The sequence below is a fragment of the Blastomonas sp. genome, from assembly GCF_030373265.1.
Taxonomy (GTDB): domain Bacteria; phylum Pseudomonadota; class Alphaproteobacteria; order Sphingomonadales; family Sphingomonadaceae; genus Blastomonas.
Window position 1 is genome coordinate 1 of the sequence record NZ_JAUCZC010000036.1, and the last position, 20,698, is coordinate 20,698.

General features: G+C 62.1%; 29 protein-coding genes and 1 pseudogene. 15 read left to right on the top strand and 15 right to left on the bottom strand.

Features of this window, described 5'->3' with window-relative positions:
- Positions 1–97 precede the first annotated feature (97 nt).
- The gene (locus QUV11_RS15810) at positions 98–415 is read left to right on the top strand and encodes a BrnT family toxin (protein WP_031290428.1); all 318 of its coding nucleotides are present in this window, start codon (positions 98–100) and stop codon (positions 413–415) included.
- Positions 396–680, top strand: a complete 285-nt coding sequence (locus QUV11_RS15815; RefSeq protein ID WP_010339846.1) for a BrnA antitoxin family protein — start codon at positions 396–398, stop codon at positions 678–680. Before QUV11_RS15810 ends, QUV11_RS15815 begins: the two co-directional genes overlap by 20 nt.
- A gap of 234 nt (positions 681–914) precedes the next feature.
- Here QUV11_RS15815 and QUV11_RS15820 read toward each other — a convergent pair whose 3' ends face one another.
- The 4 genes from QUV11_RS15820 to QUV11_RS15835 form a co-directional block, all read right to left on the bottom strand.
- Positions 915–1,385 carry a nuclear transport factor 2 family protein gene (locus QUV11_RS15820; RefSeq protein WP_060979522.1) on the bottom strand — a complete coding sequence of 157 codons (471 nt, stop codon included), beginning with the start codon at positions 1,383–1,385 and terminating at the stop codon, positions 915–917.
- 10 nt (positions 1,386–1,395) lie between these two features.
- Positions 1,396–2,058 (bottom strand): DUF2231 domain-containing protein, encoded by a 663-nt coding sequence (locus QUV11_RS15825; RefSeq protein ID WP_300883868.1) that lies wholly within the window; start codon positions 2,056–2,058, stop codon positions 1,396–1,398.
- A 109-nt stretch (positions 2,059–2,167) separates the two neighbouring features.
- On the bottom strand, positions 2,168–2,935 hold the full coding sequence (locus QUV11_RS15830; RefSeq protein WP_300883876.1) for a glutaredoxin: 768 nt from the start codon (positions 2,933–2,935) through the stop codon (positions 2,168–2,170).
- A 202-nt stretch (positions 2,936–3,137) separates the two neighbouring features.
- Positions 3,138–3,374 carry a hypothetical protein gene (locus tag QUV11_RS15835; protein ID WP_060979521.1) on the bottom strand — a complete coding sequence of 79 codons (237 nt, stop codon included), beginning with the start codon at positions 3,372–3,374 and terminating at the stop codon, positions 3,138–3,140.
- A 191-nt stretch (positions 3,375–3,565) separates the two neighbouring features.
- On the opposite strand from QUV11_RS15835, the gene QUV11_RS15840 reads away from it, so the two are divergent.
- A complete protein-coding gene (locus QUV11_RS15840; protein WP_099046548.1) occupies positions 3,566–3,934 on the top strand; it encodes a DUF305 domain-containing protein in 369 nt (122 codons plus the stop codon).
- Positions 3,935–4,126: 192 nt separating this feature from the next.
- Positions 4,127–4,456 (top strand): hypothetical protein, encoded by a 330-nt coding sequence (locus QUV11_RS15845; RefSeq protein WP_155646063.1) that lies wholly within the window; start codon positions 4,127–4,129, stop codon positions 4,454–4,456.
- A gap of 78 nt (positions 4,457–4,534) precedes the next feature.
- Here the strand turns inward: QUV11_RS15845 and QUV11_RS15850 are convergent, their stop codons facing one another.
- From QUV11_RS15850 to QUV11_RS15860, 3 genes are all read right to left on the bottom strand, one after another.
- Positions 4,535–5,470, bottom strand: coding sequence for an NAD(P)/FAD-dependent oxidoreductase (locus QUV11_RS15850; RefSeq protein ID WP_060979519.1), 936 nt, complete (start codon positions 5,468–5,470; stop codon positions 4,535–4,537).
- Between the two features lie 346 nt (positions 5,471–5,816).
- Positions 5,817–6,248, bottom strand: coding sequence for a hypothetical protein (locus QUV11_RS15855; protein ID WP_230962526.1), 432 nt, complete (start codon positions 6,246–6,248; stop codon positions 5,817–5,819).
- A gap of 183 nt (positions 6,249–6,431) precedes the next feature.
- The gene (locus QUV11_RS15860) at positions 6,432–7,715 is read right to left on the bottom strand and encodes a glycoside hydrolase family 130 protein (protein WP_060979517.1); all 1,284 of its coding nucleotides are present in this window, start codon (positions 7,713–7,715) and stop codon (positions 6,432–6,434) included.
- Positions 7,716–7,864: 149 nt separating this feature from the next.
- Between QUV11_RS15860 and QUV11_RS15865 the strand changes: the two genes are divergently transcribed.
- The 3 genes from QUV11_RS15865 to QUV11_RS15875 all read left to right on the top strand — a co-directional run bounded on the left by QUV11_RS15865 (position 7,865) and on the right by QUV11_RS15875 (position 9,652).
- Positions 7,865–8,533, top strand: coding sequence for a YgjV family protein (locus QUV11_RS15865; protein ID WP_167348227.1), 669 nt, complete (start codon positions 7,865–7,867; stop codon positions 8,531–8,533).
- On the top strand, positions 8,530–9,096 hold the full coding sequence (locus QUV11_RS15870; protein ID WP_066044258.1) for a GNAT family N-acetyltransferase: 567 nt from the start codon (positions 8,530–8,532) through the stop codon (positions 9,094–9,096). The genes QUV11_RS15865 and QUV11_RS15870 overlap by 4 nt, the downstream gene beginning before the upstream one ends.
- A 100-nt stretch (positions 9,097–9,196) precedes the next feature.
- Positions 9,197–9,652 (top strand): hypothetical protein, encoded by a 456-nt coding sequence (locus QUV11_RS15875; protein WP_066044257.1) that lies wholly within the window; start codon positions 9,197–9,199, stop codon positions 9,650–9,652.
- Here the strand turns inward: QUV11_RS15875 and QUV11_RS15880 are convergent, their stop codons facing one another.
- The 5 genes from QUV11_RS15880 to QUV11_RS15900 form a co-directional block, all read right to left on the bottom strand.
- Entirely contained in the window at positions 9,653–10,396 is a 744-nt protein-coding gene (locus QUV11_RS15880) for an energy transducer TonB (protein WP_060979795.1), read from the bottom strand. It abuts the gene before it with no gap.
- A gap of 4 nt (positions 10,397–10,400) precedes the next feature.
- Positions 10,401–11,015: a hypothetical protein gene (locus tag QUV11_RS15885; RefSeq protein ID WP_060979796.1), complete on the bottom strand. Its 615-nt coding sequence runs from the start codon at positions 11,013–11,015 to the stop codon at positions 10,401–10,403.
- 7 nt (positions 11,016–11,022) lie between these two features.
- A complete protein-coding gene (locus QUV11_RS15890; RefSeq protein WP_300883871.1) occupies positions 11,023–13,239 on the bottom strand; it encodes a TonB-dependent siderophore receptor in 2,217 nt (738 codons plus the stop codon).
- A gap of 410 nt (positions 13,240–13,649) precedes the next feature.
- Positions 13,650–14,012 (bottom strand): hypothetical protein, encoded by a 363-nt coding sequence (locus QUV11_RS15895; protein WP_230962527.1) that lies wholly within the window; start codon positions 14,010–14,012, stop codon positions 13,650–13,652.
- Entirely contained in the window at positions 13,967–14,176 is a 210-nt protein-coding gene (locus QUV11_RS15900) for a hypothetical protein (RefSeq protein WP_167348229.1), read from the bottom strand. Before QUV11_RS15900 ends, QUV11_RS15895 begins: the two co-directional genes overlap by 46 nt.
- Before the next feature lie 389 nt (positions 14,177–14,565).
- Between QUV11_RS15900 and QUV11_RS15905 the strand changes: the two genes are divergently transcribed.
- From QUV11_RS15905 to QUV11_RS15920, 4 genes are all read left to right on the top strand, one after another.
- Positions 14,566–14,853 (top strand): flagellar hook-basal body complex protein FliE, encoded by a 288-nt coding sequence (locus QUV11_RS15905; RefSeq protein WP_208598082.1) that lies wholly within the window; start codon positions 14,566–14,568, stop codon positions 14,851–14,853.
- Between the two features lie 327 nt (positions 14,854–15,180).
- Positions 15,181–15,576: a hypothetical protein gene (locus tag QUV11_RS15910; RefSeq protein WP_300883872.1), complete on the top strand. Its 396-nt coding sequence runs from the start codon at positions 15,181–15,183 to the stop codon at positions 15,574–15,576.
- Between the two features lie 14 nt (positions 15,577–15,590).
- Positions 15,591–15,986: a CopG family transcriptional regulator gene (locus tag QUV11_RS15915; protein WP_013041572.1), complete on the top strand. Its 396-nt coding sequence runs from the start codon at positions 15,591–15,593 to the stop codon at positions 15,984–15,986.
- Positions 15,983–16,945: a tyrosine-type recombinase/integrase gene (locus QUV11_RS15920; RefSeq protein WP_300883873.1), complete on the top strand. Its 963-nt coding sequence runs from the start codon at positions 15,983–15,985 to the stop codon at positions 16,943–16,945. The genes QUV11_RS15915 and QUV11_RS15920 overlap by 4 nt, the downstream gene beginning before the upstream one ends.
- Here the strand turns inward: QUV11_RS15920 and QUV11_RS15925 are convergent.
- From QUV11_RS15925 to QUV11_RS15935, 3 genes are read right to left on the bottom strand one after another with little or no spacing between them, the layout of a single operon-like run.
- The gene (locus QUV11_RS15925; protein ID WP_300883877.1) at positions 16,942–17,562 is read right to left on the bottom strand and encodes a histidine phosphatase family protein; all 621 of its coding nucleotides are present in this window, start codon (positions 17,560–17,562) and stop codon (positions 16,942–16,944) included. The genes QUV11_RS15920 and QUV11_RS15925 overlap by 4 nt on opposite strands.
- Before the next feature lie 9 nt (positions 17,563–17,571).
- Positions 17,572–17,853: a type II toxin-antitoxin system YafQ family toxin gene (locus tag QUV11_RS15930; protein ID WP_300883874.1), complete on the bottom strand. Its 282-nt coding sequence runs from the start codon at positions 17,851–17,853 to the stop codon at positions 17,572–17,574.
- On the bottom strand, positions 17,840–18,106 hold the full coding sequence (locus QUV11_RS15935) for a type II toxin-antitoxin system RelB/DinJ family antitoxin (protein ID WP_004212930.1): 267 nt from the start codon (positions 18,104–18,106) through the stop codon (positions 17,840–17,842). The genes QUV11_RS15930 and QUV11_RS15935 overlap by 14 nt, the downstream gene beginning before the upstream one ends.
- Positions 18,107–18,538: 432 nt before the next feature.
- On the opposite strand from QUV11_RS15935, the pseudogene QUV11_RS15940 reads away from it, so the two are divergent.
- The 4 genes and pseudogenes from QUV11_RS15940 to QUV11_RS15955 all read left to right on the top strand — a co-directional run bounded on the left by QUV11_RS15940 (position 18,539) and on the right by QUV11_RS15955 (position 20,612).
- Positions 18,539–19,179 (top strand): annotated as a pseudogene (locus tag QUV11_RS15940) (transcription elongation protein SprT).
- A gap of 75 nt (positions 19,180–19,254) precedes the next feature.
- Positions 19,255–19,908, top strand: a complete 654-nt coding sequence (gene parA / locus QUV11_RS15945; protein WP_013041577.1) for a ParA family partition ATPase — start codon at positions 19,255–19,257, stop codon at positions 19,906–19,908.
- A complete protein-coding gene (locus QUV11_RS15950; protein ID WP_300883875.1) occupies positions 19,905–20,219 on the top strand; it encodes a ribbon-helix-helix domain-containing protein in 315 nt (104 codons plus the stop codon). Before parA ends, QUV11_RS15950 begins: the two co-directional genes overlap by 4 nt.
- A 39-nt stretch (positions 20,220–20,258) precedes the next feature.
- The gene (locus QUV11_RS15955; RefSeq protein ID WP_024020845.1) at positions 20,259–20,612 is read left to right on the top strand and encodes a hypothetical protein; all 354 of its coding nucleotides are present in this window, start codon (positions 20,259–20,261) and stop codon (positions 20,610–20,612) included.
- Positions 20,613–20,698 lie beyond the last annotated feature (86 nt).

Below are 20,698 nucleotides of genomic sequence, written 5' to 3' on the forward strand. Positions count from 1 at the left end.
TCCAGCAGTTCGATCGTAATCGCTGGGCCGCTTCGCATCAAACCGGGGTTTGTTGTGACCGCATGGTTCAGCGTTGCATCTGGCCCTCGAGCAATGTATGCACGATAATGTCAATACAGGAAGTTTTGTGATATTTGAGTGGGACGACGACAAGGCCGCTGCCAACCTGCGCAAGCACCATGTCGCATTCGAGCTGGCTGAGCTGGTCTGGGATGATCCCGCCCATATCATCGTGTTTGATCGCTATGAAAACGACGAAGAACGCTGGCACGCGATTGGCTTGGTACGCGGCATATTGATCTTAACGGTCGTCCACACGCTCCCCACGGGTGACGATGAGAACAGCATACGTATTATCAGCGCCCGAAAAGCGACAGCCGATGAAAGGAAACGTTATGAAGCACAAGATGACTGAGGCTGACATAGCGGCCCAAATTGCGCAGCTAGTGGACATGCCTGACACTGACATCGACACGGCGGATATTCCCGAGGCACCGATTGAGAATTGGGCTTTGGCAAAGCGTCCCGGTCTTTACAAGCCGCGCAAAAAACCCGTTACCCTGCGGCTCGATACCGATGTGGTGAGCTGGTTCAAGGATCACGCGCAATCGGGGGGATACCAGACCGAAATAAACCGCGTGCTGCGCCGTTATGTCCATGACAACGCGGACCGGAGATAAGCGGCTGCTTGGCTTATGTAGGTTTTCTGTTCCGTTGCTACTCAAACCCCAAGATGAGACGCCAAACGTTTCCGAAGACCAGATGAACCATTATGCGGGTATCCTTGAACACGATCACCCGACTAATTCCGCGACAAGCACGGCTCCGGAGCCGACTACGCCGGATCCAGCAAAGAAGCAGTAGCTACCGCGTCGTTGATACCCGAAAGCTTTGGGATCAACGACGCTGATCGATCAGGCGCCTCTCGGCGTGCGACCGCTATTGTGCATGCTGACGATCTTCCAGCTGCTTCCCACGCGCCGCAAGACGCTGGTTGCGACGCCAAGGCGTTCAGCAACAGCCCCGGTCTTCGGCTCGATCCTGTAGCGATAGCTCTCGGTCGCGAGGGCGACCGAACCTTCGAAACGGACGCTGACCTTGTAGTCTGAGAACTTGAACGATTTGAACGCCGCCAGCTCCGGCCCGAGATGATGGGCGAGGTAGGTCGCATAGGTCCCCTCGGAGCCGCCCGTTTCGAAAATCTGGGAGTCGGCCGCGAAGAGACGTTCTGTCCCGGTCGCGTCGAGCTTCTCGATCGCCGCCTTGTACTCAGACAGCACCGCTTCCACGGCTTTCGTGTCCACCATGCGCGATGCAGGCTGCGCAGCGACCGCAATCGGCACTACCAGCGACGTGGCCACAGCCACCCTCAAAGCAAAAATCATCTTTCCCCCTTCAGAACGCAAGATGGTTGAGGCCGCCATGCATGAACGTGCCCCCCAGGAACCCCTGTACCGATATTGCCAGCGTCATCAAAGCGAGCAGCACCCAGTAGACAGTACGCGATCGGTCGGGTGCTCTACGGTGCGCTGTAGCCAGGTAGGCAAGGCCTATTCCGAATACCGCGATCGAGGTACCAAGCCAGCGATGGGTCATCAGAATAGGGTTGCGGTCCGATAGATAAAAGCCGCCAGCGAACCAGCCGAGGAACGCCGCCACGATAGCCCCCAGCGCTCCGACCACGAGCATGACGTGCGCCGCCCGCTGATAATCGCGGTTCTGGCGCCATAGCCCGAACAGCTCGACCGCGAATGCACCGATGAACATTGCGATTGGGAAATGGATGACCATCGTATGGACGCGGCCGAGCCAGCTCACGAGGCGCTCGCCGAAGCTCTTGTTTTTGTTGGCGCCCTCATCGTGCATGCCGCCCATCGCCATCTCGTCACCGGCCATATTCATACTGGGGCTCGTCATCGAGCCCATGTCCATGTGATCATCTGCCTTGGCGGGGGCTGTGCTATTGGCCACCCCGGGGCCTGCGCCCAGCGCGTCATGATCTTCATGCGCGAACGCAAGCGAGCCCGTCGACAGCGCGACAAAGCCCAGCACTATCATTGTCAACCGCTTTGCCGATCGCATCATAACATTTTCCTCGTCTTGAGTGATTTTATCGCTCGTATTGTTTTTGGACTGTTGCCGATCGATCAGTGATCTGACCGAGGCTCTAACCGGCCATCGTCAGCATGCCCGGAGCAAGCGCCATCCACATCGCCATGGCCACCATCATCACATTCTCGGTCAGCGAGATGAAGCCGAGGGGCACGTTGCTATCCCCTCCCACGCAAGCGCATTTCAACTCGCGTTTATCGATATAGACAGCCTTGAACACCGACACCGCGCCGATCGTCCCGATGACGAGAGCAACCGGCACCGATAGCCAGGTCAGAGCGCCCGCGGTCATCAGCACGCCCGCGCCACCTTCGGCAAACGGGTAGATGTAGGAATAGGGCACCCAGCGTTTGGCGAGCAGATCGTACCCTAGGAACATACTGGAAAAGCTTTCGATGTTCTGGAGCTTCAGCAGCGCCAGGACGCACATCGAGAAGGCGATGAACCATTCGCCTGCGCGGATCGTGAACGGGGTGCCGAACACGGCATAGCTCGTGGCAAGCGCCATCAGCGCCGTCATCGCGAAGACCGCGATCACTGGACGGTAGGAGACAGCTTTCGGGTCGCTGACCGTCTTGCCGAAAAAGCGGCGCAGATCGTCATAGCCGCCTATTCGCTCGCCCGAGATAAATGTCTGGGGGGTCGTCTTCACCCCATACTCCACCTTGAAGGCATCGGTTTCTTCGCGGGTCGTAAGCCAATGATCCTCGACCGCGTAGCCCTCGCGCCGCAGCAGGTCCTTTGCTTTAAGACCGTAAGGACACGTGTGTTCGGCCGTCACCATCCGGTAGGTGGTTGCCCGCCTGGCCGCGCCGCTAGTCATGTGCATCTCCGCTTCTTTTCTCCGCCTGCAAAGTGCGAGCGAATACCCCCAGGTCATCCACTGAATCGTCATGGCGCAGGCGCCTGCGGAACAACCTTCCAGGGTCGCCAAAGGGCACATTCAAGGCCCTGACCATGCCGTCCCGGGATGCCAGCGGGCCGCTGGAATCGCTCCCGACAATCCGCTGGCAGCTACCGTCGTTTTACTTGTGCTTGCCTGCCTCGGGATGCCCACCCTTGTGATGAGCTGCTTTCTTTGGAGCGGCCTTCTTCGGAGCGGCCTTCTTGCTCTTCACGTCCATCTTCGATCCGGGCGCCATTTTCATCCCGGCCATCGAGCCGCCATTTGACTGCGCCGACGCGGCGCTGATCCCGGCAGTGGCGATACCGATGGCAGCTGCGGTCTGAAGGAGCCTCACGGCGATATTCATCTTGGTCATAACGTCTCCGATCGTGCCTAGGCCAGCGGCGGTGCAACCGTCCTGCCTACAAGATGATACGCGCCGGGAGGCGTTTGCCCTCGCCGGCCTGAAGCATGACAATCGCAGCGACAATTACGGCCTAACCCAATCCAGATGAACCGGACTGCCGCTTGCTCGTTAAGGATCGAACCACAAAGAAAGGAAACAGCATGATTCGTCTCCTCAGTATGATGAGCATCGCCGCAGCGACCGTCACCGCCACGCCGGCACTTGCCCAACATTCGCAAATGGGCGGAATGGCTATGCCCGGGATGCAGGGCATGCAGAACATGGGGCCAGCGCAAAAAGAGCTTTCGGCCGCGATGGACCGCATGAACCAGGCGATGATGCAGGGGATGATGGACCCCGATCCTGCCAAGGCATGGATGAAGAGCATGGCCGCTCACCACCGCGGCGCGATCGAGATGTCACAGATTATCATGCGTCATACAAAGAACGCAGAGGTGTTGGCAGAGGCTCGAAAGACCGTCGATGACAATCAGCGCGCGCTCGCTGAGTTGCAAGCAAAGATGCGCTGATACTTAACTGTCGCCCGCGGTCCGGTGAGGGGTGGCGACAGGCACCAGCCCTCACACGCGTGGCTCTGAGGGAAAAGATGACACGCTCGCCACTGACTTGGCGTGAACGGTCGCTGACAAATGCATTCAGACCTGCTTCAACGCGGACGATCTACCAAGACCTCACGTGATTGAACGATGAGGAGAACAGAAATGTTCGGCAAAATGTTTGCGGCTGTTGCGCTGGTCGCCTCTACAGCTGGTGTTCTGGTGCCAAGCGCGGCGCTTGCCCGGGATCGCGACCATGGTGGTTGGCAGAACCGAGCTGGTCATGAGCAAGGCGGGTATGGCAACCATGGTTATAACCGCCGTGGTGGGCATGGTTATAACACTGGCAACAGCCATTATAATGGCAATGGCAACGGCTATTATAACAACAGTGGCTACTATCCTCGCCAACATGCCTACAAGCGACAGCATGGGTATGATCGCGGGTATAATCGGCACGACCAACGCGGCTACGACAACTATCGCGGCCATTGATCTGGGTTCTCATCCCGAGACTTAATCGGATCGGGTGCGTGCATCGCAAATACATTTCCGATAATATCTCGGATCGGCTTACTCCGACTCTCTGAGGCGGAGCAAGTTGTGGATTGCTGTTGCTGCCTGCGCGGCTTGACCCATTGCAACACTGATTTGATCCAGACTCTCGACGACATCCCCGGCCGCGAACAAACCGCTGACCGAGGTCTGTTGATGTGCGTCGGTGATAACGCAGCCGCCTTCGCTAAGTTTTACCCCCATCTCAGCGACGAGCTGGGTGTGCGGCGAGGAGCCAAGTGCCGGATACAGGGTGTCAAACGAGAACCGTCGCCCATCTGCCAGTCGAACCGCAAGTTGATCGCCATCGATCGATATTTCGACTACCGCTTCTTTGATAATTTCGACACCAAGTCCAACGAGCCGCGCCTCGTCCGGCCACGAGAGTTCGGGCGATCGTTGCGCCAGCAGCGTCACCCGCGCACCATATGGGCGTAGGAACTCAGCCTCGGCAGCGCCATGGTCGTCGCAGCCGAGCACAGCGATATTGGCGCCCTTAGCCTCATATGCGTCGCACACCGGGCAATAGCGGATCAGGCCGCGCGCCAATGCGGCGTCGTGCGACGACTGAGGCATCGAGGGCCGGTGATTCCGAACGCCGGTCGTCAAGATCACGGTACGGGCTTGCCAGTTCGTCGCATCCGTCGCGACGGAGAACCCGTCCTCGACGATCGCCAGGCGGACCACCCTGCCCTGCTGGATCGTTGCACCATACGCTTGCGCCTGTCGCTTCATCCGCGACAGCAGGTCCGCACCGCCAATCCCGTCCGGAAAGCCCGGCAGATTGTGGGAGCGCGGAATCGAACTGGCGCGGCCTGCGCCTGCGTCGATGACAACACAGTTGCGAAGAAAACGCCCGAGATAGGTCGCGGCAGTCAGTCCGGCGGGGCCACCGCCGATGATGATGCAATCCACTTTTTCCTGCGACGTCGACCCGTCAGCTACCGTGCTCATAAAGCCATTCTCCCAAGCCGGCTCCAGCGCGCGCTCTCTTCAGGTTTACGCGCTCTGGCAGCTCACCCCTCGCACACGTCGAGCGTCGCGCAGGATAATCCCTTCCCCGCTTACGCCCTATGGTCGCCGTTCCAAGTCCGATGGCGGGTCGCGGCCACGATGCTCCGCCGCTAATCGATCGTAGCTCCGGGACGGGCTGCAAGCCGGATGCGTCGGCGGCCGAACATCACGGTGCGTTGGCGGTCACTGACGCCATCAATGCGTCTTGGCTCGCCATTCAAGCAAAGTTGAATGGTGTCACTGCGGCCGAGATTTCTGTACGAACAAGCTCGAACAGATTGGCGCTTCAATGACTGCCGTGACCGCCGCCACTATGACCACCACCGCCGCGATGGCCAAAGCTGCTGCCGTGCCCATAACCACCACCGTGGAGTCCGAATCCGATCCCAAACGAACCGTAGAAGGGCGACCCATAGCCCGGATAGCCATAGTAAGGATCGTAATAACCCCCGCCGCCCCGATAGCGCGCGTTATAGGCCAGATCCCGGGCCGGCACCGCGATCAGGCAAGCTTGTACACCTTGCGTCTGGGTCGCCGGGACCGGCGTGGCTGGAGGCGCGTCCAAAGCTGACAAGGGCTGCGCTACGAATGCTCCCGGCGTGTTACACGGCACCGCGAAATAGGCGATATTACGGCTTGGCTGTCCATACGTCGCGCAACCGCCAAGTGCCGCTGCCAGTCCGGAAATTGCCGAAAGTTTTAAAATCTGCGGTGACATGCGGAGCCTCCATCAATTGGCCTGGATCACGACTGTCGCTGAGGCTGCAAGGCGCATGCACGGCCTCAAACGCTGCTGCCAACCCGAAGCGCCGGCCGGATACGCCGGCAGACCAGGCGCGGCAGCATCGCCAATATTATTAGATACGCGTCTGGCCCGAAAATCCCTCAAAACGCCGCCTGCTCACTCCATCGCTGCGAGCAGATCATCGACCGTCGTGGTCGCGAACGCGGTAAAGCTGTCCGCGACGGCATAGGGGAGCAACAAGTGGTGGCCGGCCAGCAGCGCGCCGCAGCTGTAGACGACGTTGGGAACATAGCCGTCGCGCTGCTTGGGGCTGGGAGCCAGGACCGGGCGCGGCGTACGCGCCAGGAGCTTCGAGGGGTCGCGCTTGTCGAGGAGGCATGCGCCGATGCAGTAGTTGCGCACCGTGCCAACCCCGTGCGTCAACACCAGCCATCCCTCGTCGACCTCAATCGGTGAGCCGCAATTGCCCATCTGGACAAACTCCCACGGATAGCGCGGCTCGATCAGCTTGGCGCCGCCGGCCCAGTGAAGGATGTCGTCAGATTCCAGCAGCCAGATATTCTTGTTGTCCTGACGGCCCAGTATCGTGAACAAGCCGTCGATCCGACGGGGGAAAAGCGCCATCCCCTTGCCCGTCGAGGCATCGCCGGTAAGCGCGCGCATCTCGAAGGTGCTGAAATCGGTCGTGGTCAGCAGCTCCGATCGCGCCTCTGCGCCACTGAACGCGGTATAGGTTCCATGATCGGCGAACGTGCCTTCACCCTCGTCAAAACGAACCAGCCTGAGGTCCTCGATCCCCTGGCGTTGGCTGGGCAGCACGGGAAACAGCACGGTCTCGGATAAGTCTTCGCTGCCGCTATACCGAAGGCGGACCACGTCGCCCGTATCGGCACGCTCAATGATCGGCTGCATCGACACCGAGCTGGGATCATCCACAACCAGCGCGCCGCCGGGCTTCCACCGCCCCGTGCGGAAAGTCACGGAAGAAAGATGGCCCTCGCCGATCCCGCGCAGCGACAGAATAATCCGAACCTCACCATCGGTAACGTCGCTCTGGTCGGGATGGAGCACGGCGCTGGGATTGAACAACGCCGCGCTCTCATAGGCGTATTCCTGGCTGAAATAGGCTCCAATCAGTCGACGTCGCGCATCGTCGCAGCGGTCGGCACCTTTGAAGTGATCGGCGACCTCGTCGAAACGCCGCCGCAGCATCGCGTCGACGTCGCGGTGGTTCTCGTCCAGTGACGCGGTGACGCCCTCCAACTGGCGGGTCAGTTCCGCCTCGCCAAGCGACAGGATCAGATCGACCGTCTCCTGGGTGCGGGTCGTGCCAGCGTCAAAGCCTTGCGGATAGCCGGGCTCGAACGGCCTGACCAAAGTACGCGACGGGTCGGGCCGCAGCGTGACACGAGGAAAATGGAGCTTCGCGCGCTGGATCATGTCAGGCTTTCTCGAATGGCGGCATGAGAATGGGCGGGCTTGGCCAAATTAAACGAGGCCATGCGCATCGCGGACTGTGAAGGGAATATTAACCAGGCATCTTCATTATGCGGGTGTCGTCCTCATTCCCGCGAGAGAGCATGCCATCCTTGATTTCCGAAGCGATGACCGTTGGCGGTGCGACTAGCATTCTGCTGGGCATGATCGGGCTGGCGTGCGTTGTTATCTGGCCATTCCTGCGCTGCTTGCGTCGGGTAATCATCGTCCAAGGCGTCGGCGCGATCGCCTTTGCACTGCAATTCGCCGCCCTTGGTGCCTCGACCGCAGCGGTGGCTTGCGGCATCTCGCTCGCGCAGCTGCTGATCGCGTTGACCGTGCGGGATCGTGGGACGCGGTTGGCGCTCAACGTCGCGAGCCTCGCCATCCTTGTCACGCTGGCTATTTTCACATGGGCAGGCATATCATCGCTTCTCGCTGGCTGCGGCAGCATCGTCAGCATGGCCGCGCGCAACCAGCCATCGCCTTTACGGATGAAAATAGCTTTCCTGATCGGGGCTCCTTTCTGGCTGGCGCACAATATCATCGTTGGCGCGCCGTTTGCCCTCACGGTGGATTTCATATCTATCTTCACCAACATCGCGGGGCTTTGCCTAGCGTCGTTCGGGGTGCGGAAGAGCCTGCGAGACGAGGGTTCAGGCAAGGCGTCGCGAGGAGCAGGGGTCGTTTACTGGGCCTTTTTCCGCCAGCGTTTCAGCTGGGCGGGCCTCGCTAGGTTGAACCGGTATTCTGTCGCGGCGCAACGGGAGCGGCGCGCATGAGCCGTTTATCGGCCTCTGTGCCGGTCGCGCTCCGCTTCGTCGAGGGGAGCGCGCGTGAGAGCGCATCGCGCAGGTTCATTGCCCGGGCGGCGGGCGTTCGTGATGCAAAGGCGCTTGCCTCTTTGAAAACAGCGTTGAGCACCGAAGCCGAGCATATGGTGTTCGACGTCGCTGACCCCCGTGCCTTGGTGAAACGCTGCGTATCGGAATTGCGGGCTACAAGGTTTGGAAAGCGCGGCATTTTTCTTATCGAAACGGGGCATGGCATTGTCGGCTATGTCGATATCCGGCAAGTGCGGGAAGAAGGAGCAGAGGAATTCGCATCCTTCGATCTGGCGATCCGCAAGGAATATTGGGGGAACGGGCTCGGATCGCGGCTGCTCGCTCTTGCGGAACAATGGGCTGAAGAACGCAAACTGCGCTTCATCATTATTTCGGTGGCGATACAGAACGATCGAGCCAGGGCACTTTATGACCGTCTGGGTTATAGTATCTGCGACACGGTACGGACGGAGGGGAATAGCAAAGTGGCGCCACGGAAGCATACATCATGGGGCGCATGATTATGAAAACTGACCGACCGCGGCCAGGATCGATCTTGGAAGTGCGTAGCTCCGTCGCTCCGCTCGAGCACAGCCGGCTCCTCACGGGCTGCCCGTAGCTATGCTGAATGTCCGGCGCATCATCGTTTTGGGGCTGATGGTCGTGTTGGCCAACCCGGCTATCGCCCAGGACGCGCCTGCGAGCAAACCCAGGACTGCGGCGGGTGCGATCAAGTTCATCCAGGATATGCTGACCCGTGGCACGGCCGAAGCAAAGCCTTGGCCGGGCTTCGCGCGCGTGTCGCAGGTGACAAACGTAGCCACCAAAGGCAATTGCCTGATCACGTTGTCGCTGGCGGACAAGAGCGTTATTCGGATCGATCTGGCGCGCGCGGTTGGTTTGAGAAACAGAATATCGACGAATGCACCGCAATCCGCAGTTGAGATCGTTGGCGGGGTGCAACCCTACGAGGGCGTCGACCTCTATCTGGGCGACAATGCCGCAGTGCGACGTGCAAGTGACGCCATGACCTTTCTTCAAACATCCTGTGACATGTCAGCTCAGACCGGATTTTGATCAGCTTGCTGAGGGCGCACCCTTTAATTCGAACGGTATACGAACCAGGCCTCGCACCTCGCTTGGCCGACCATCGATGATCGTGGGTGACCATCGCCACTGGCGCACGGCGCTCAAAGCTGCCTTATCGAGCCGGTCGACCCCACTGCTGTCGGCGATCGATATGGCTGCTACGCGACCTTCCTCGTTGACGACCACCATGAGAACGACGGTGCCGGTTTCACGCCGACGTCGCGCTTCTGTGGGATAACGGGGCGGCTCGGCTGAGAGGAGCCGCGTGCTCAGGTTCACCATCGTCTCGGTATCGCGGGGCGGCGCGGACTTGGTTTCCTCGGCTTGGACCGGCGGTGGCTGCGGGGTCGGCTCCAGTTTCGTGATCGACTGAGCCGCGGCAGGCGCGGTCGGTATCGCCACGATCGGGGGAGGCGCCACTATCTGCTGGCGCTCCGGTGTTCGTTCAATGACCTTCTCAGTAGGTAGCGTGACCGGCTCCGGTGGAGGTGGATCGAGCGGAAGCAGGTTGACGACCAGCGGAGGCGCCGAGGCGAGCCGGACGTTGCCAACTTCCATATGCTGGAGCGCGATGAACCCGGCCGCGTGGATCGCGGCGATGAGGCCGATCGAGATCCAGCGAGGCTGCCGGCTTGGCTGGTACCGGCCGGGCATCTCGCCTTCCTGCGACGCTTTTATCGGCTTATCGGCTTCTCGGGGAGCTTCGCCTTGACCATGATCAATGACCTTCATTCGATCACTCACGCAGGGTCTCGGGAGCGGCCTGGTAAACGCCTGTCCGCACCCGCACGAGCAGCCCCCGCTTGAACATCAGGCTGACGACCTGGCGCGAGACACCGAAGCCAGCGAGATCACCTAACGATGTATGACCCCGCGCTCGCACGAAGCCGAGCGCTTTTGCCTGCAAGCTCTCCGGCGATGGAAAGTATGGTGACCGTGTCCGCTTGAGCGGAAGGTTGGTGACCGGAGAAATCGAGACCGACAGCTCCTCACACATCTCGGTCAGACCAGCGAGTCGAGCGAGCGTTGCATGGGTCAGGTAAACGCCGTCGTGGGCGAGGCGCCGCGCGCAGGCGAGCGCGACCGGGCGGACCGCCTTGCTGATCGTGATGGCCATACCGGGATTATCGCGCTGCAATCCGGCGATGATGCCGAGCAGGCACAGCTCATGACCGGTCACATAGACACACCCGATCGGCGCCGGGCGAAAGCCGATGGCTGACCCCGCGAGGCGGAGCTGATGGAAGAGGGCAGGCAACTCGCCGGTTGTGGCAGTCGGATCGGCCCCCCGAAAGAGGCCGATCACGTAGCGTTCGCGTGGGGCGAGCCGGGACAGGCTAAACACGCGCATGGGGGCGTCAGAACCGAGCGTTGACGCCAACCCGGAAGGCCGTCGGTGAGCCCGGCGTGATGTTGGTGTTGCTGAACGAGTACAGGAAGTATCGCGCGTTGAAGATGTTTTCTACGTTGAGCTGAAGATCGAGCTGGGGCGTGAGGCGGTAGTAGATCGCGCCATCGACGCGTGTGTAACCAGGCATGGATACGAGGTTGTCCGTTGCCGCGAAGCGCCGCCCCTGACGAATCACGCCGACCGCGGCGCCGAGCGATTCCGTTGGATCGAACCGCGTCCACAGCGCAGCCGCGTGCTTCGGCACGTTCGGCACCCGGTTCCCGCGCAGCACCGTTTCCGACTGCGTATCGAGGAACTTCGCGTCGGAATAGGTGTAGGAGGCGATCAGGCTGAGCTGGTCCGTAATCTCTCCCTGCGCGCTCAGCTCGACGCCCTTGGTGCGCTGGCGACCGATCGGGACCGTCGGCGAACTGGGATTGTTGGGATCACTCAGCGCCAGTACATTGCTGCGATCGAGCTGGAATACCGCGCCCGCGACATTGAAGGTCGGGAGAATGTCCCACTTCGCGCCGATCTCGTAATTCTGATACTTCTCCGGCGCGAGGCTCTGATTGGTCAGGTTGAGGCCGGCGAGTTGATCGCCGCCGCGCGGCAGGTAGGTCCGCGAGTAGGCGGCGTAGATCGACGCCTGCTCGACAGGCTTAAAAATCAAACCGGCGCGGGGCGACCACAGGTTATCAGTGACATCGAACTCGCGCTGCTGGCCGGCCGGGAAGCCGATCGTCCGCTGATCGCGCACCTTCGTGCTGAAGTTCTCGTAGCGAATGCCGAGCACGACCTCGAACATCGGCGACAGCGCAATCTGATCCTGGATGTATCCGGCGGCGACCTTGGCGACGCTATTATTCTGGCCGCTGCTCGCGACTTGGCGCCACAGCAGGTCGGGACGACGGATGCGGGGCGCCGCAATTGTCGCGAAGACCGTCTGGACACCCTGCGCGTTGGTGGAGGTCGGGAAAAAGCCTTCAAGGCGAAGGTTGTCCGTTTCTTGCCGGCCAAACTCGGCACCGATCAGAAGCGTATGCTCAATGGAGCCGGTCGCAAATCTCGCGTTGAGGTCAGTCTGATTGAACAGGTTCTCGCGCTGGGTCGCGTTATCGTAGGCCTGGATTGGGACGATCGTGCCCGGCGCGTAGCTGCCAGCCGGGAGGCCGGCAGGATTGACCTGGGTGGTCGTGTTCACCGCGCCGGGAAAGACGTTGCGGTAGAATTTGTCGTATTGGGCATAGCGCGTGCGGTTGCGGATCACCACGTCGTCGCTGAAGCGGTGCTCGATGAACAGCGTGCCGGCGTCAGTGCTGGTCCAGGTCGGGCTATTGTCGGGGTCGCCGAAAAACTCCCCGCGCCGCGTGCGCAGTGGTTTGCCCAGGTAGGAGGACACGCCGCGGTCAGCGACGCGATCGTCCTCGAAATGCTCGTATCCTATCGAGACCGTCGTGTCCGCGCCGAGTGCCAAGGTGGCGGTGGGGTTCAGGCCCCAGCGCTTATAGTCGACTCCATCACGGTAGCTGCCGCTGTTCTGGTAGACACCCGTCAGCCGGAGCGACAGCATGTCGTTCACCGGTGCGCCTAGATCGATCTGGCCGCGATAGTGATCGAAGCTGCCCGCCTCGACACGGCCGCCAATATGCTGCCGACCATCGGCGACCTTGGTGACGCGGTTGATAAGGCCGCCGACGCCGCCGCGGCCAAAAATCATCGCGTTCGGCCCTTTGAAAACCTCAAGCCGCTCGATGTTGTAGAGGTCTCGATAGGTCTGAACGTCATCACGGATGCCGTCGACGAAGAAATCGCCGGTGGTCGAGTTACCGCGGAACGACAGGGTTTCCCGGTTGCCCTCGCCCTGCGACGCGAAGACGCCGGGAACGTAGCGGATCGCGTCGCCGATGCTGTTTGACGCCTGGTCGGCGATTTGCTTCACCGGAACGACGGTAACGCTTTGGGGCACGTCAACGAGCGGCGTGTCGGTCCGGGTCGCACTGACGCTGCGTGAGACCTTGTAGGAGGTCTCCGCCTCCTGTTCGTCAATGGCCGTGTCGGTCACGGTCACCGTGCCAAGCTCGGCAGGCTTGCTCTGCGCCTGTCCCCAGGCTGGCGATCCAGCAGCGATCAGCAACGTCGTCGATAATGCGCCTAGCGAGACGCCCTCGATAATGGTCTTCATAACCCCCCTCGTTCTATTGTCATAGCCAATGGCGCCGTTTGTTGCGAACCGTTCTCATTTCTCGGGCTACCAATTACGCTACCGCAAGTCAATCGCAACATGCTGAGGCGCTGAGTTCGGATTGAACAGGATTCTTCTCGGAGATCTGAGTCACACGATCGGCCGTGGTCCGAGCGACTGGTGACCGCAGGGCATCTTGACTCGGGCGTGCGCTGCTTCCCGATTGGATGATGGCTAGGTGTAGCGGCTTGCAATGATGATCGCCCAGAACTGCAATAGAGGGGTGTTTCGGGCTCGGATTGTGTGAGACGCTGGCGATCGGCCGGCGCACGATCGTTGAGACACAACCCACATTCGGTGCGACGGACCTAAGATATTCAATCAGCAGCGCACGATCGCGGATAAGGCGATCAAAGCGGCAATCCTGCTGCGCGCATATCGTCGGTTAGCTCACGTGCACGAGCCGGATCGAGCCCGCCGCAGAGGAGTTGTCGGATTTCCGCCGGCTTGGCGTCAAACCGGTCCGCCAGGCTCTTCGTATCGTAGCCGTGGCGGGTAAGCTGGGGTTCGAGGTCGTCAATCTGCCGCGACAGCACGCCCTCGACCGTCGCGGCATCGATGGGTTTCACGCTGGCCTCAAACCCTGCTTCGAACGCGCGAACGAGATGGCGGCCGATTTGGAGTGGGGTCTTGAGCTTGGCGGCGAGCAGGATCGCCGCATCCTCGGTCAGCACCGCATCCGGTTCGATCCCCAGCGACAGCGCGGTGCGCAACGCCCAATCGATATAGTCGCGCTGCCGATCGGCAGCGTCTCCACTCGGCGCACTGCCTCCATCCAGATCGCTAACGCAATCAAGGTGAGCGGCCAGAGAAACAGCGGCGCGAAGCCCGTCGCGGAGACTGCGCCGAGCAGCGCCAGCGCGATCCAGCGCAGCATCCGATAACTCACTAAGCGCCCCACCTTGCGTCCCTCGATCTGCACTAACGAACCAGGGAATGGCAGAGTGTCCTAATGGCGGCAATGGGCCGAGGCTGCGTAAAAGTAGGGATTGTGTAGTCTATAAATCCGTCAATTCTGACGCCGCAGGCGCTCCGCCTAAAGCAGACCGCCGTCGAGCAAAATCGAGGCAAGGCTTCCTACCAACAGCTTCGGCCCAGCGGGCAATTGGTCGAGCCGGAGATCGGGCCGACCCCTCCGTGCCGATGCCGACTAACCCTGTCGGAGTTTAGCCTTGAGGTCACCACAACGCCACCGCCAGATCATGACGTTCTCGGTCAACGAGATGAACCCCACTCGACGCCGCGATTAGCACGGCGCTTAGCAAGGTGGCCGGCTCCGCCCAGCTCGGCGATCGGGGCGCCACGACCGTCTCCGCCACCGCTCCAGCGCCCCCGACCGGCCTTGGATCAACCTTTCGAGCCGCGCTTCAGAAACTAAACGACATCAACGCGGAAGCGGGCGCGTTGACCGTCGCCTACGAGAAGGGCGAGACGACGGACATCGCCCAGGTGATGCTCGCCCGGCAACGCTCCAGCATCGGGTTTGAGGCTACGTTGCAAATCCGCAACAAGGTGCTCTCGGCCTACAAGGACATCATGAATATGGCGGTGTGACCGCGCCGCCGGATGCGCTCGCCCGACGCCCGGTGTTCGTGTCGGGAGCTCGACCAAGAAAAGCAGCAAACCGCGCGACGTCGCGAACGTAGTTAGGCTGCTTAGCTGGGATAGCCGGCGCAACTTCATGTCTTTGATTCACAATCAGGCGCTCTCGCAGCGTCTCCAACCCGTCGAACTGCGAAGTAAGACAGCGTGGATTATCGCGTGTGTCGGAAGCAGCCCACAATCAGAACCCAGACTATGAGCGCCGGTCGGCTTCGGCAAACGGAATTTACCTAGTCTGATATGTATGATAATGTCCTTTATCACACATTCAAAAGGACCATGATCGCCATGCCCGAGACGGCCTCGACACCGCCGCAGCGCCGCCCTGTCATCCGGGCCGTGAGCTTCGATGAGGCCGGCGCGGCGATCGGCCGCTTGCTGCCGATCGCGCTGCCGCCCACGCGCGCGGCCGAGACCGGCGCGTCGGCCAAGGTCGCGGATTTTCTGTTGGCCTGGTGGAATGGCGACGAGTGCGGGCATTTCCCGATCCTGCACCTTTGCAACGTCGATGCCGTCATTGCCGAGGATATGCTGACGGTCATGACCTATCTGGCGCAGGAGGCGACCACCTACGCCGATGCCTGGGGTTACCGCGACGCGATGCACGACCTTTGGGTGCGCTATCGGGGCGACCCCCGCCGAGAGCGTTTAAACGCCTCCGAAGATCCACCGTAAAAAGGGATGCCGGCATGATCGAAAATGACGACGAGGCTTTTGCCGACAACTATGCCGAGCGCGACCAGGCCAAGGCGCTGCGCGAGCAGGCGCGCGCGGGCGGACTGCGTTTCGAGGCGTATCTACCCGGCGACATGGCCGATTGGCTGTTGGCGCAGGTCGAACGGGGCCATTTCGTTGATCCGTCCGAGGCGGTGTTCGCGATCGTTCAGAACTTCATCGAGATGGAGCCGCACCGCGATTTGCGCGACGAGCTGTTGCGCCGGATATTGGACGAGTCGGTTGCACGCGGGCTTGAGGACGTGAAGGCGGGCCGCGTTCGTCCCGCCGATGAGGTGTTTGACGAATTGCGCCGGGAGCTGGCGAAGCCCCGCCCCGAGCCGGCCCGCTGGCAGAAGATCGCACGATGAACCAGCTCGCCCCCCTACCCTCGCCCGCGCTGGTGTTGCCGGCCTTGATCGCGGCGGCCGACGAGCGCGCGCGGCTTCGCTTCCTTGAGTTCTTCGCCGTCACCATCCGCAATCCGCATACGCGCCGCGCCTATGCGCGCGCGGCGGGCGACTTCCTGGCCTGGTGCGAGGCGCGCGGCATTGCCTCTCTCGCTGGCGTGCAACCGCTCCACGTCGCGGCCTGGGTCGAGGCGCTGGGGCGCGAGCTGGCCGCGCCCAGCGTCAAGCAGCAGCTCGCCGGCGTGCGCCACCTGTTCGACTGGCTGGTGACGGGCCATATCGTGCCGGTGAACCCTGCCGGATCGGTGCGCGGGCCGGCGCATAGCCAGCGGCGCGGCAAGACGCCGGTGCTGGCCCCCGACGAGGCGCGGCGGTTGCTCGACAGCATCGACGTGATCACCCATGCGGGCCTGCGCGACCGCGCCCTGATCGGGTTGATGGTCTATAGCTTCGCGCGGATCGGCGCGGCGCTGGCGATGCGGGTCGAGGACGTGTTCATGCAGAACAGGCGGCTATGGGTCCGCCTGCATGAGAAAGGCGGCAAGCGCCATGAGATGCCCTGCCACCACAATCTTGAGGATTATCTATCCGCCTATATCGACGGCTGCGAGCTGCGCGAGGATCGCAAGGGGCCGCTGTTCCGCACGATCGCGCGCGGCACTAAGCGCCTCAGCGATACCCCCCTCCCCCAAGCCAATGCGTTCGCGATGGTGCGCCGGCGCGCGGGCGCGGCCGAGATCGGGACGGCGATCGGCAACCATTCGTTCCGCGCGACCGGGATCACCACCTATCTGAAAAACGGCGGCACGTTGGAGACGGCCGCGACGATGGCGAACCACAGCTCGACGCGCACCACCCAGCTTTACGACCGGAGACCCGATGACGTGACGCTGGACGAGGTGGAGCGGGTGTTGATCTAGGCGGCGATCGCCGACGCACACGCCCAGCGGTCGCCATCCCAATGAAACCCTAGCCGCTGCGCGTTGCTGATCGCGGGCGGCTCGCCCTTGCGCCAGAAGGCGCGCATCTTGGCGCGCTCGTCCAGATCGGCGTCGGCGACGATCGCGCGCGCGGCCTGGATGAACTGCCCATGTCCGAACACATAGACGAGCGAAGCGAGCGGCATGGCCGCGAGGCGGGCCAGCGCCGCCTCGCAGCGCCCGAGCAAGGCGCGGAAACTCTCCGCCCCTTCCCCGTCGCAATAGTCCGGATCGGCCGCGCTCCAATAGCGTTCGAGGTGCGGCATCCGTTCGGCGCTGCGCGTGCCGTTCCAGCGCGCCGGTTGGAGATAGGTAAATTCTTCGATCGGCCACACTTCGACCGGCACGCCGGGAAAGCGCGCTATCGTCGGCGCGGCCGTTTGCCGGGTGCAGGTATAGGGCGACGTGACGATGAGCGCAGGCGCTTGCGTCCAGCACGCCGCGACCTGGCGCGCTTGTTCGTGGCCGCGCTCCGTCAGCTCGATCGCCGCGAGATCATGGCACGGCACGCCGGCGTTGCCGGTGGATTCGCCGTGGCGGATGAAGATCGCCCGCATATGCGTCATCTATCCGAATACCTCGCTATGCGAGCCAAGGCGCGCGAGGCGCAGCGTTTCGTCGTCGGGCTTGGCGTAGATCAGCACCAGATCGGGCTTGACGTGGCAATCGCGGTAGCCCGCCCAATCGCCGCTCAGATCATGGTCGCGGTATTTGGGATCAAGCGGCGTGTCGGTCGCGAGCGCGGCCAGGACAGGCAGAAGATCGGCATCGAGGGTCGCTCGATGCCGGCCCTTTGCTTCCCGCTTGTAGTCGCGCTTGAACCGGGTCGAACGATCAATCGTCCGCATGGAGGTCCGCCATCAGCGCATCGACGCTGGCGAACTTGGTCCCCTTCCCCGCCGCCAGCTCTGCCATTGCCTCGCGTGTCGCGGCGTTCGGAACCTTGACCTCGAAAGGCAAGCGCCGTTCGTCGGCGATACGCAGCATCAGCAGCCGGATAGCGTCGGAGATCGAAAGGCCCATCGCGCCCAGCGCGGCGGTGGCGCGTTCCTTCGTCGTATTGTCGATCCTGGCGCGGACATAGGTGTCGGAAACAGCCATTGGGATTTCCTTCTGAAAACGTAGTCCCAGTGTAGTCACAAAATCTGATTTTGGCAATGGGTGCGGTGATTATGCGCCTGCCGCTGGCGCGGCACCGTGGCTCTAGTCGCTCACGCTCCCCAAGCCCGCAAGCGGTCTTGGCCCAAGGTGACGATCCACATGGCGGAAGCGAGATCGCTGCGCGGATCTCGCGCAGCAGTGCCGGCGTGCGCCGGCGCCGATCCTGTTTGAAGGGGGAAAGGCGGTCCCGGCCGCCTCTCCCCCGCAACGGCAATCAGCGGGACCGTGGCTCACTCGGCTGCGCCTCCCTGCGCCGCGCACCACTCCCGCAGATTCCCGCTGCCCCCCTCTCTCGCCGGCGTTCTTGGGCGTCCGTGTTCCGGCCGATGGCATGGCCATCGCGGGACAGGCGATTTGAAGGGAGTAAAGACGATGACCCACGAAACCCGCGAAAGCAGGCTCAATGCCGTGGCGCAGGGCATGGCTCCGCTGTTCGAGGCGCTGCCGCCCCCCTGCCCGACCGCGTGCGCGGGGCGATCGGCTTCACCAGCAGAGGCGCGAAGGGCAAGGCGATCGGCGAGTGCTGGGACAACCGACTTAGCGCGGACGGGCATTTTGAAATCTTCATCCGCCCGGACCTAGCGCACGCGCCCGATGCGATGCCGGCGCAGATCGCGGCCATCCTCGCGCATGAGTTGGTCCATGCCGCCGTCGGCATCCCGGCAGGGCATGGGAAGGCGTTTAAACGGGTCGCGCTGGGGCTGGGGTTGATCGGGCCGATGCGTGCCACCACCCCCGGCGAGGCGTTCCTTGCGGCCGTCGCATCGATCCTCGATGTCGCTGGCCCCCTCCCCCATGCCCGTCTCGACACGGACGGGGAGTCGACCGCGCCCAAGAAGCAGAAAACCCGGATGCTGAAATGCGAGTGCGCGACATGCGGCTATACCGCGAGGACCGCGCGCAAATGGCTTGAGCAGGCCGGAGCGCCACTTTGCCCGATCGAGGATCACGGCCAGATGCAGCATGAGCCGCTGGACGATGACAGCGAGGATGAGGGCGGCGAGGACGGCTAGACGCCCTGCCCTTTCATCCGATAGCCGCTTGCGCTATGACCACATGCAAACATGAGTTCATGTAAGGATATTCACATGCCAACAATCGCAATCATCAGCCAGAAGGGGGGGGCGGGCAAGACCACCCTCGCCTTGCACCTGGCCGCAGCCGCCGAGGATTCCGGGCATACCGCGCTGGTGATCGACCTCGACCCGCAGGCGACGGCGAGCCAATGGGCGGCATGGCGGCAGGACGTGCCCCCGGTCGTGATCGACAGCGCCCCCCCTCGCCTCGCCGCCAAGATCGAGCAAGCGACGGCGCAGGGCGCGGAGTTCATCGTGATCGACACCCCGCCCCATGCCGACAGCGCCGCCAGCGCCGCCGTCGAGGCTGCCGACCTGGTGCTGATCCCATGTCGGCCGAGCGCGTTCGACCTGGCCGCGATCAAGACGACCGCTAGCCTTGTGAAGATGCGCGGCAAGCCCGCTTTCGTGATCTTCACGGCGGGAAGCCCGACCGCGCCGCGCATGTATGAGGAAGCGACGCAGCTCGTGCAGGATTATGGGCTGGACGCCTGCCCGCACCGTGTTGCGGATCGCGCCGCGTTCCGTCACGCGGCGGCCGAGGGGAAAACCGCGATGGAGATCGAGCCGGACGGCAAGGCGGCAGACGAGGTGCGCCAGCTTTACAAGTGGACATGCGAGCATGTAAACATGCAAGCATCAACGAAGCGGAGGGCCAGCGCATGAGCCGGAAGGGATCATTGCTTGCATTGCGGGATCGCGATCCCGCACCAACGCCGGCTTCGGCCGAGCCGGAGGGAAGGGCGGCCGTGCCGGTCGCCGGCAGCACTGGCGTAGGCACCGGCAGCAGTTCGAGCAGCAGCCCGGTTGCGCCGAGCCGTCAGGGCAAGAAGGCGATGACGGGCTATTTCAGCCCGGAAATGTCGTTCGCCATGCACATGACCGCCCGCAAGCACGGCATGAGCTTGCAGGACGCGATGGCCGAGGCGTTCAACGACTGGCTCCGAAAGATGGGGGAAAGTCCTGTAGGCAAGTGAGCATGTCCACATGCAAACATATAGCTTAGGGGAAAACTCATGGCCGTGCTAATCGTGTCCGCCATCTTCGCACTGGTGATGATCGGATTGTCCATCCGGGCAAACGCCCGTTTCCGGCAGGAAAGGAAACTGCCGATGCAATGGCGGCTTTCACGATCAGAGCCGCTTTCCAATTTGGTGAATTGGTCCGCACCTCGCGTTCTAGCTCTCAGCTTCACGCCCTTCCTTGCGATCTGTGTGTTGGGGCTGTTCAATGTTGCAGCGATGACCCTAACGCCGAGGCCGGGGCAGGAGGGGATGCTGTTACCGTCCCTGATCGTTATTGGAGGCGCGTTCGTGGCGGCCCATGTTTTCCACCTTTGGTTGATCGGAAGGAGCCTGGGCCGAAGTTAAACTCAATGTCGTCATGTTCACATGCAAACATGGCCCAGTCGGCCCGAAGCTGCGATTTTGGCCAGGTTGAAGAACGAACACTGAAC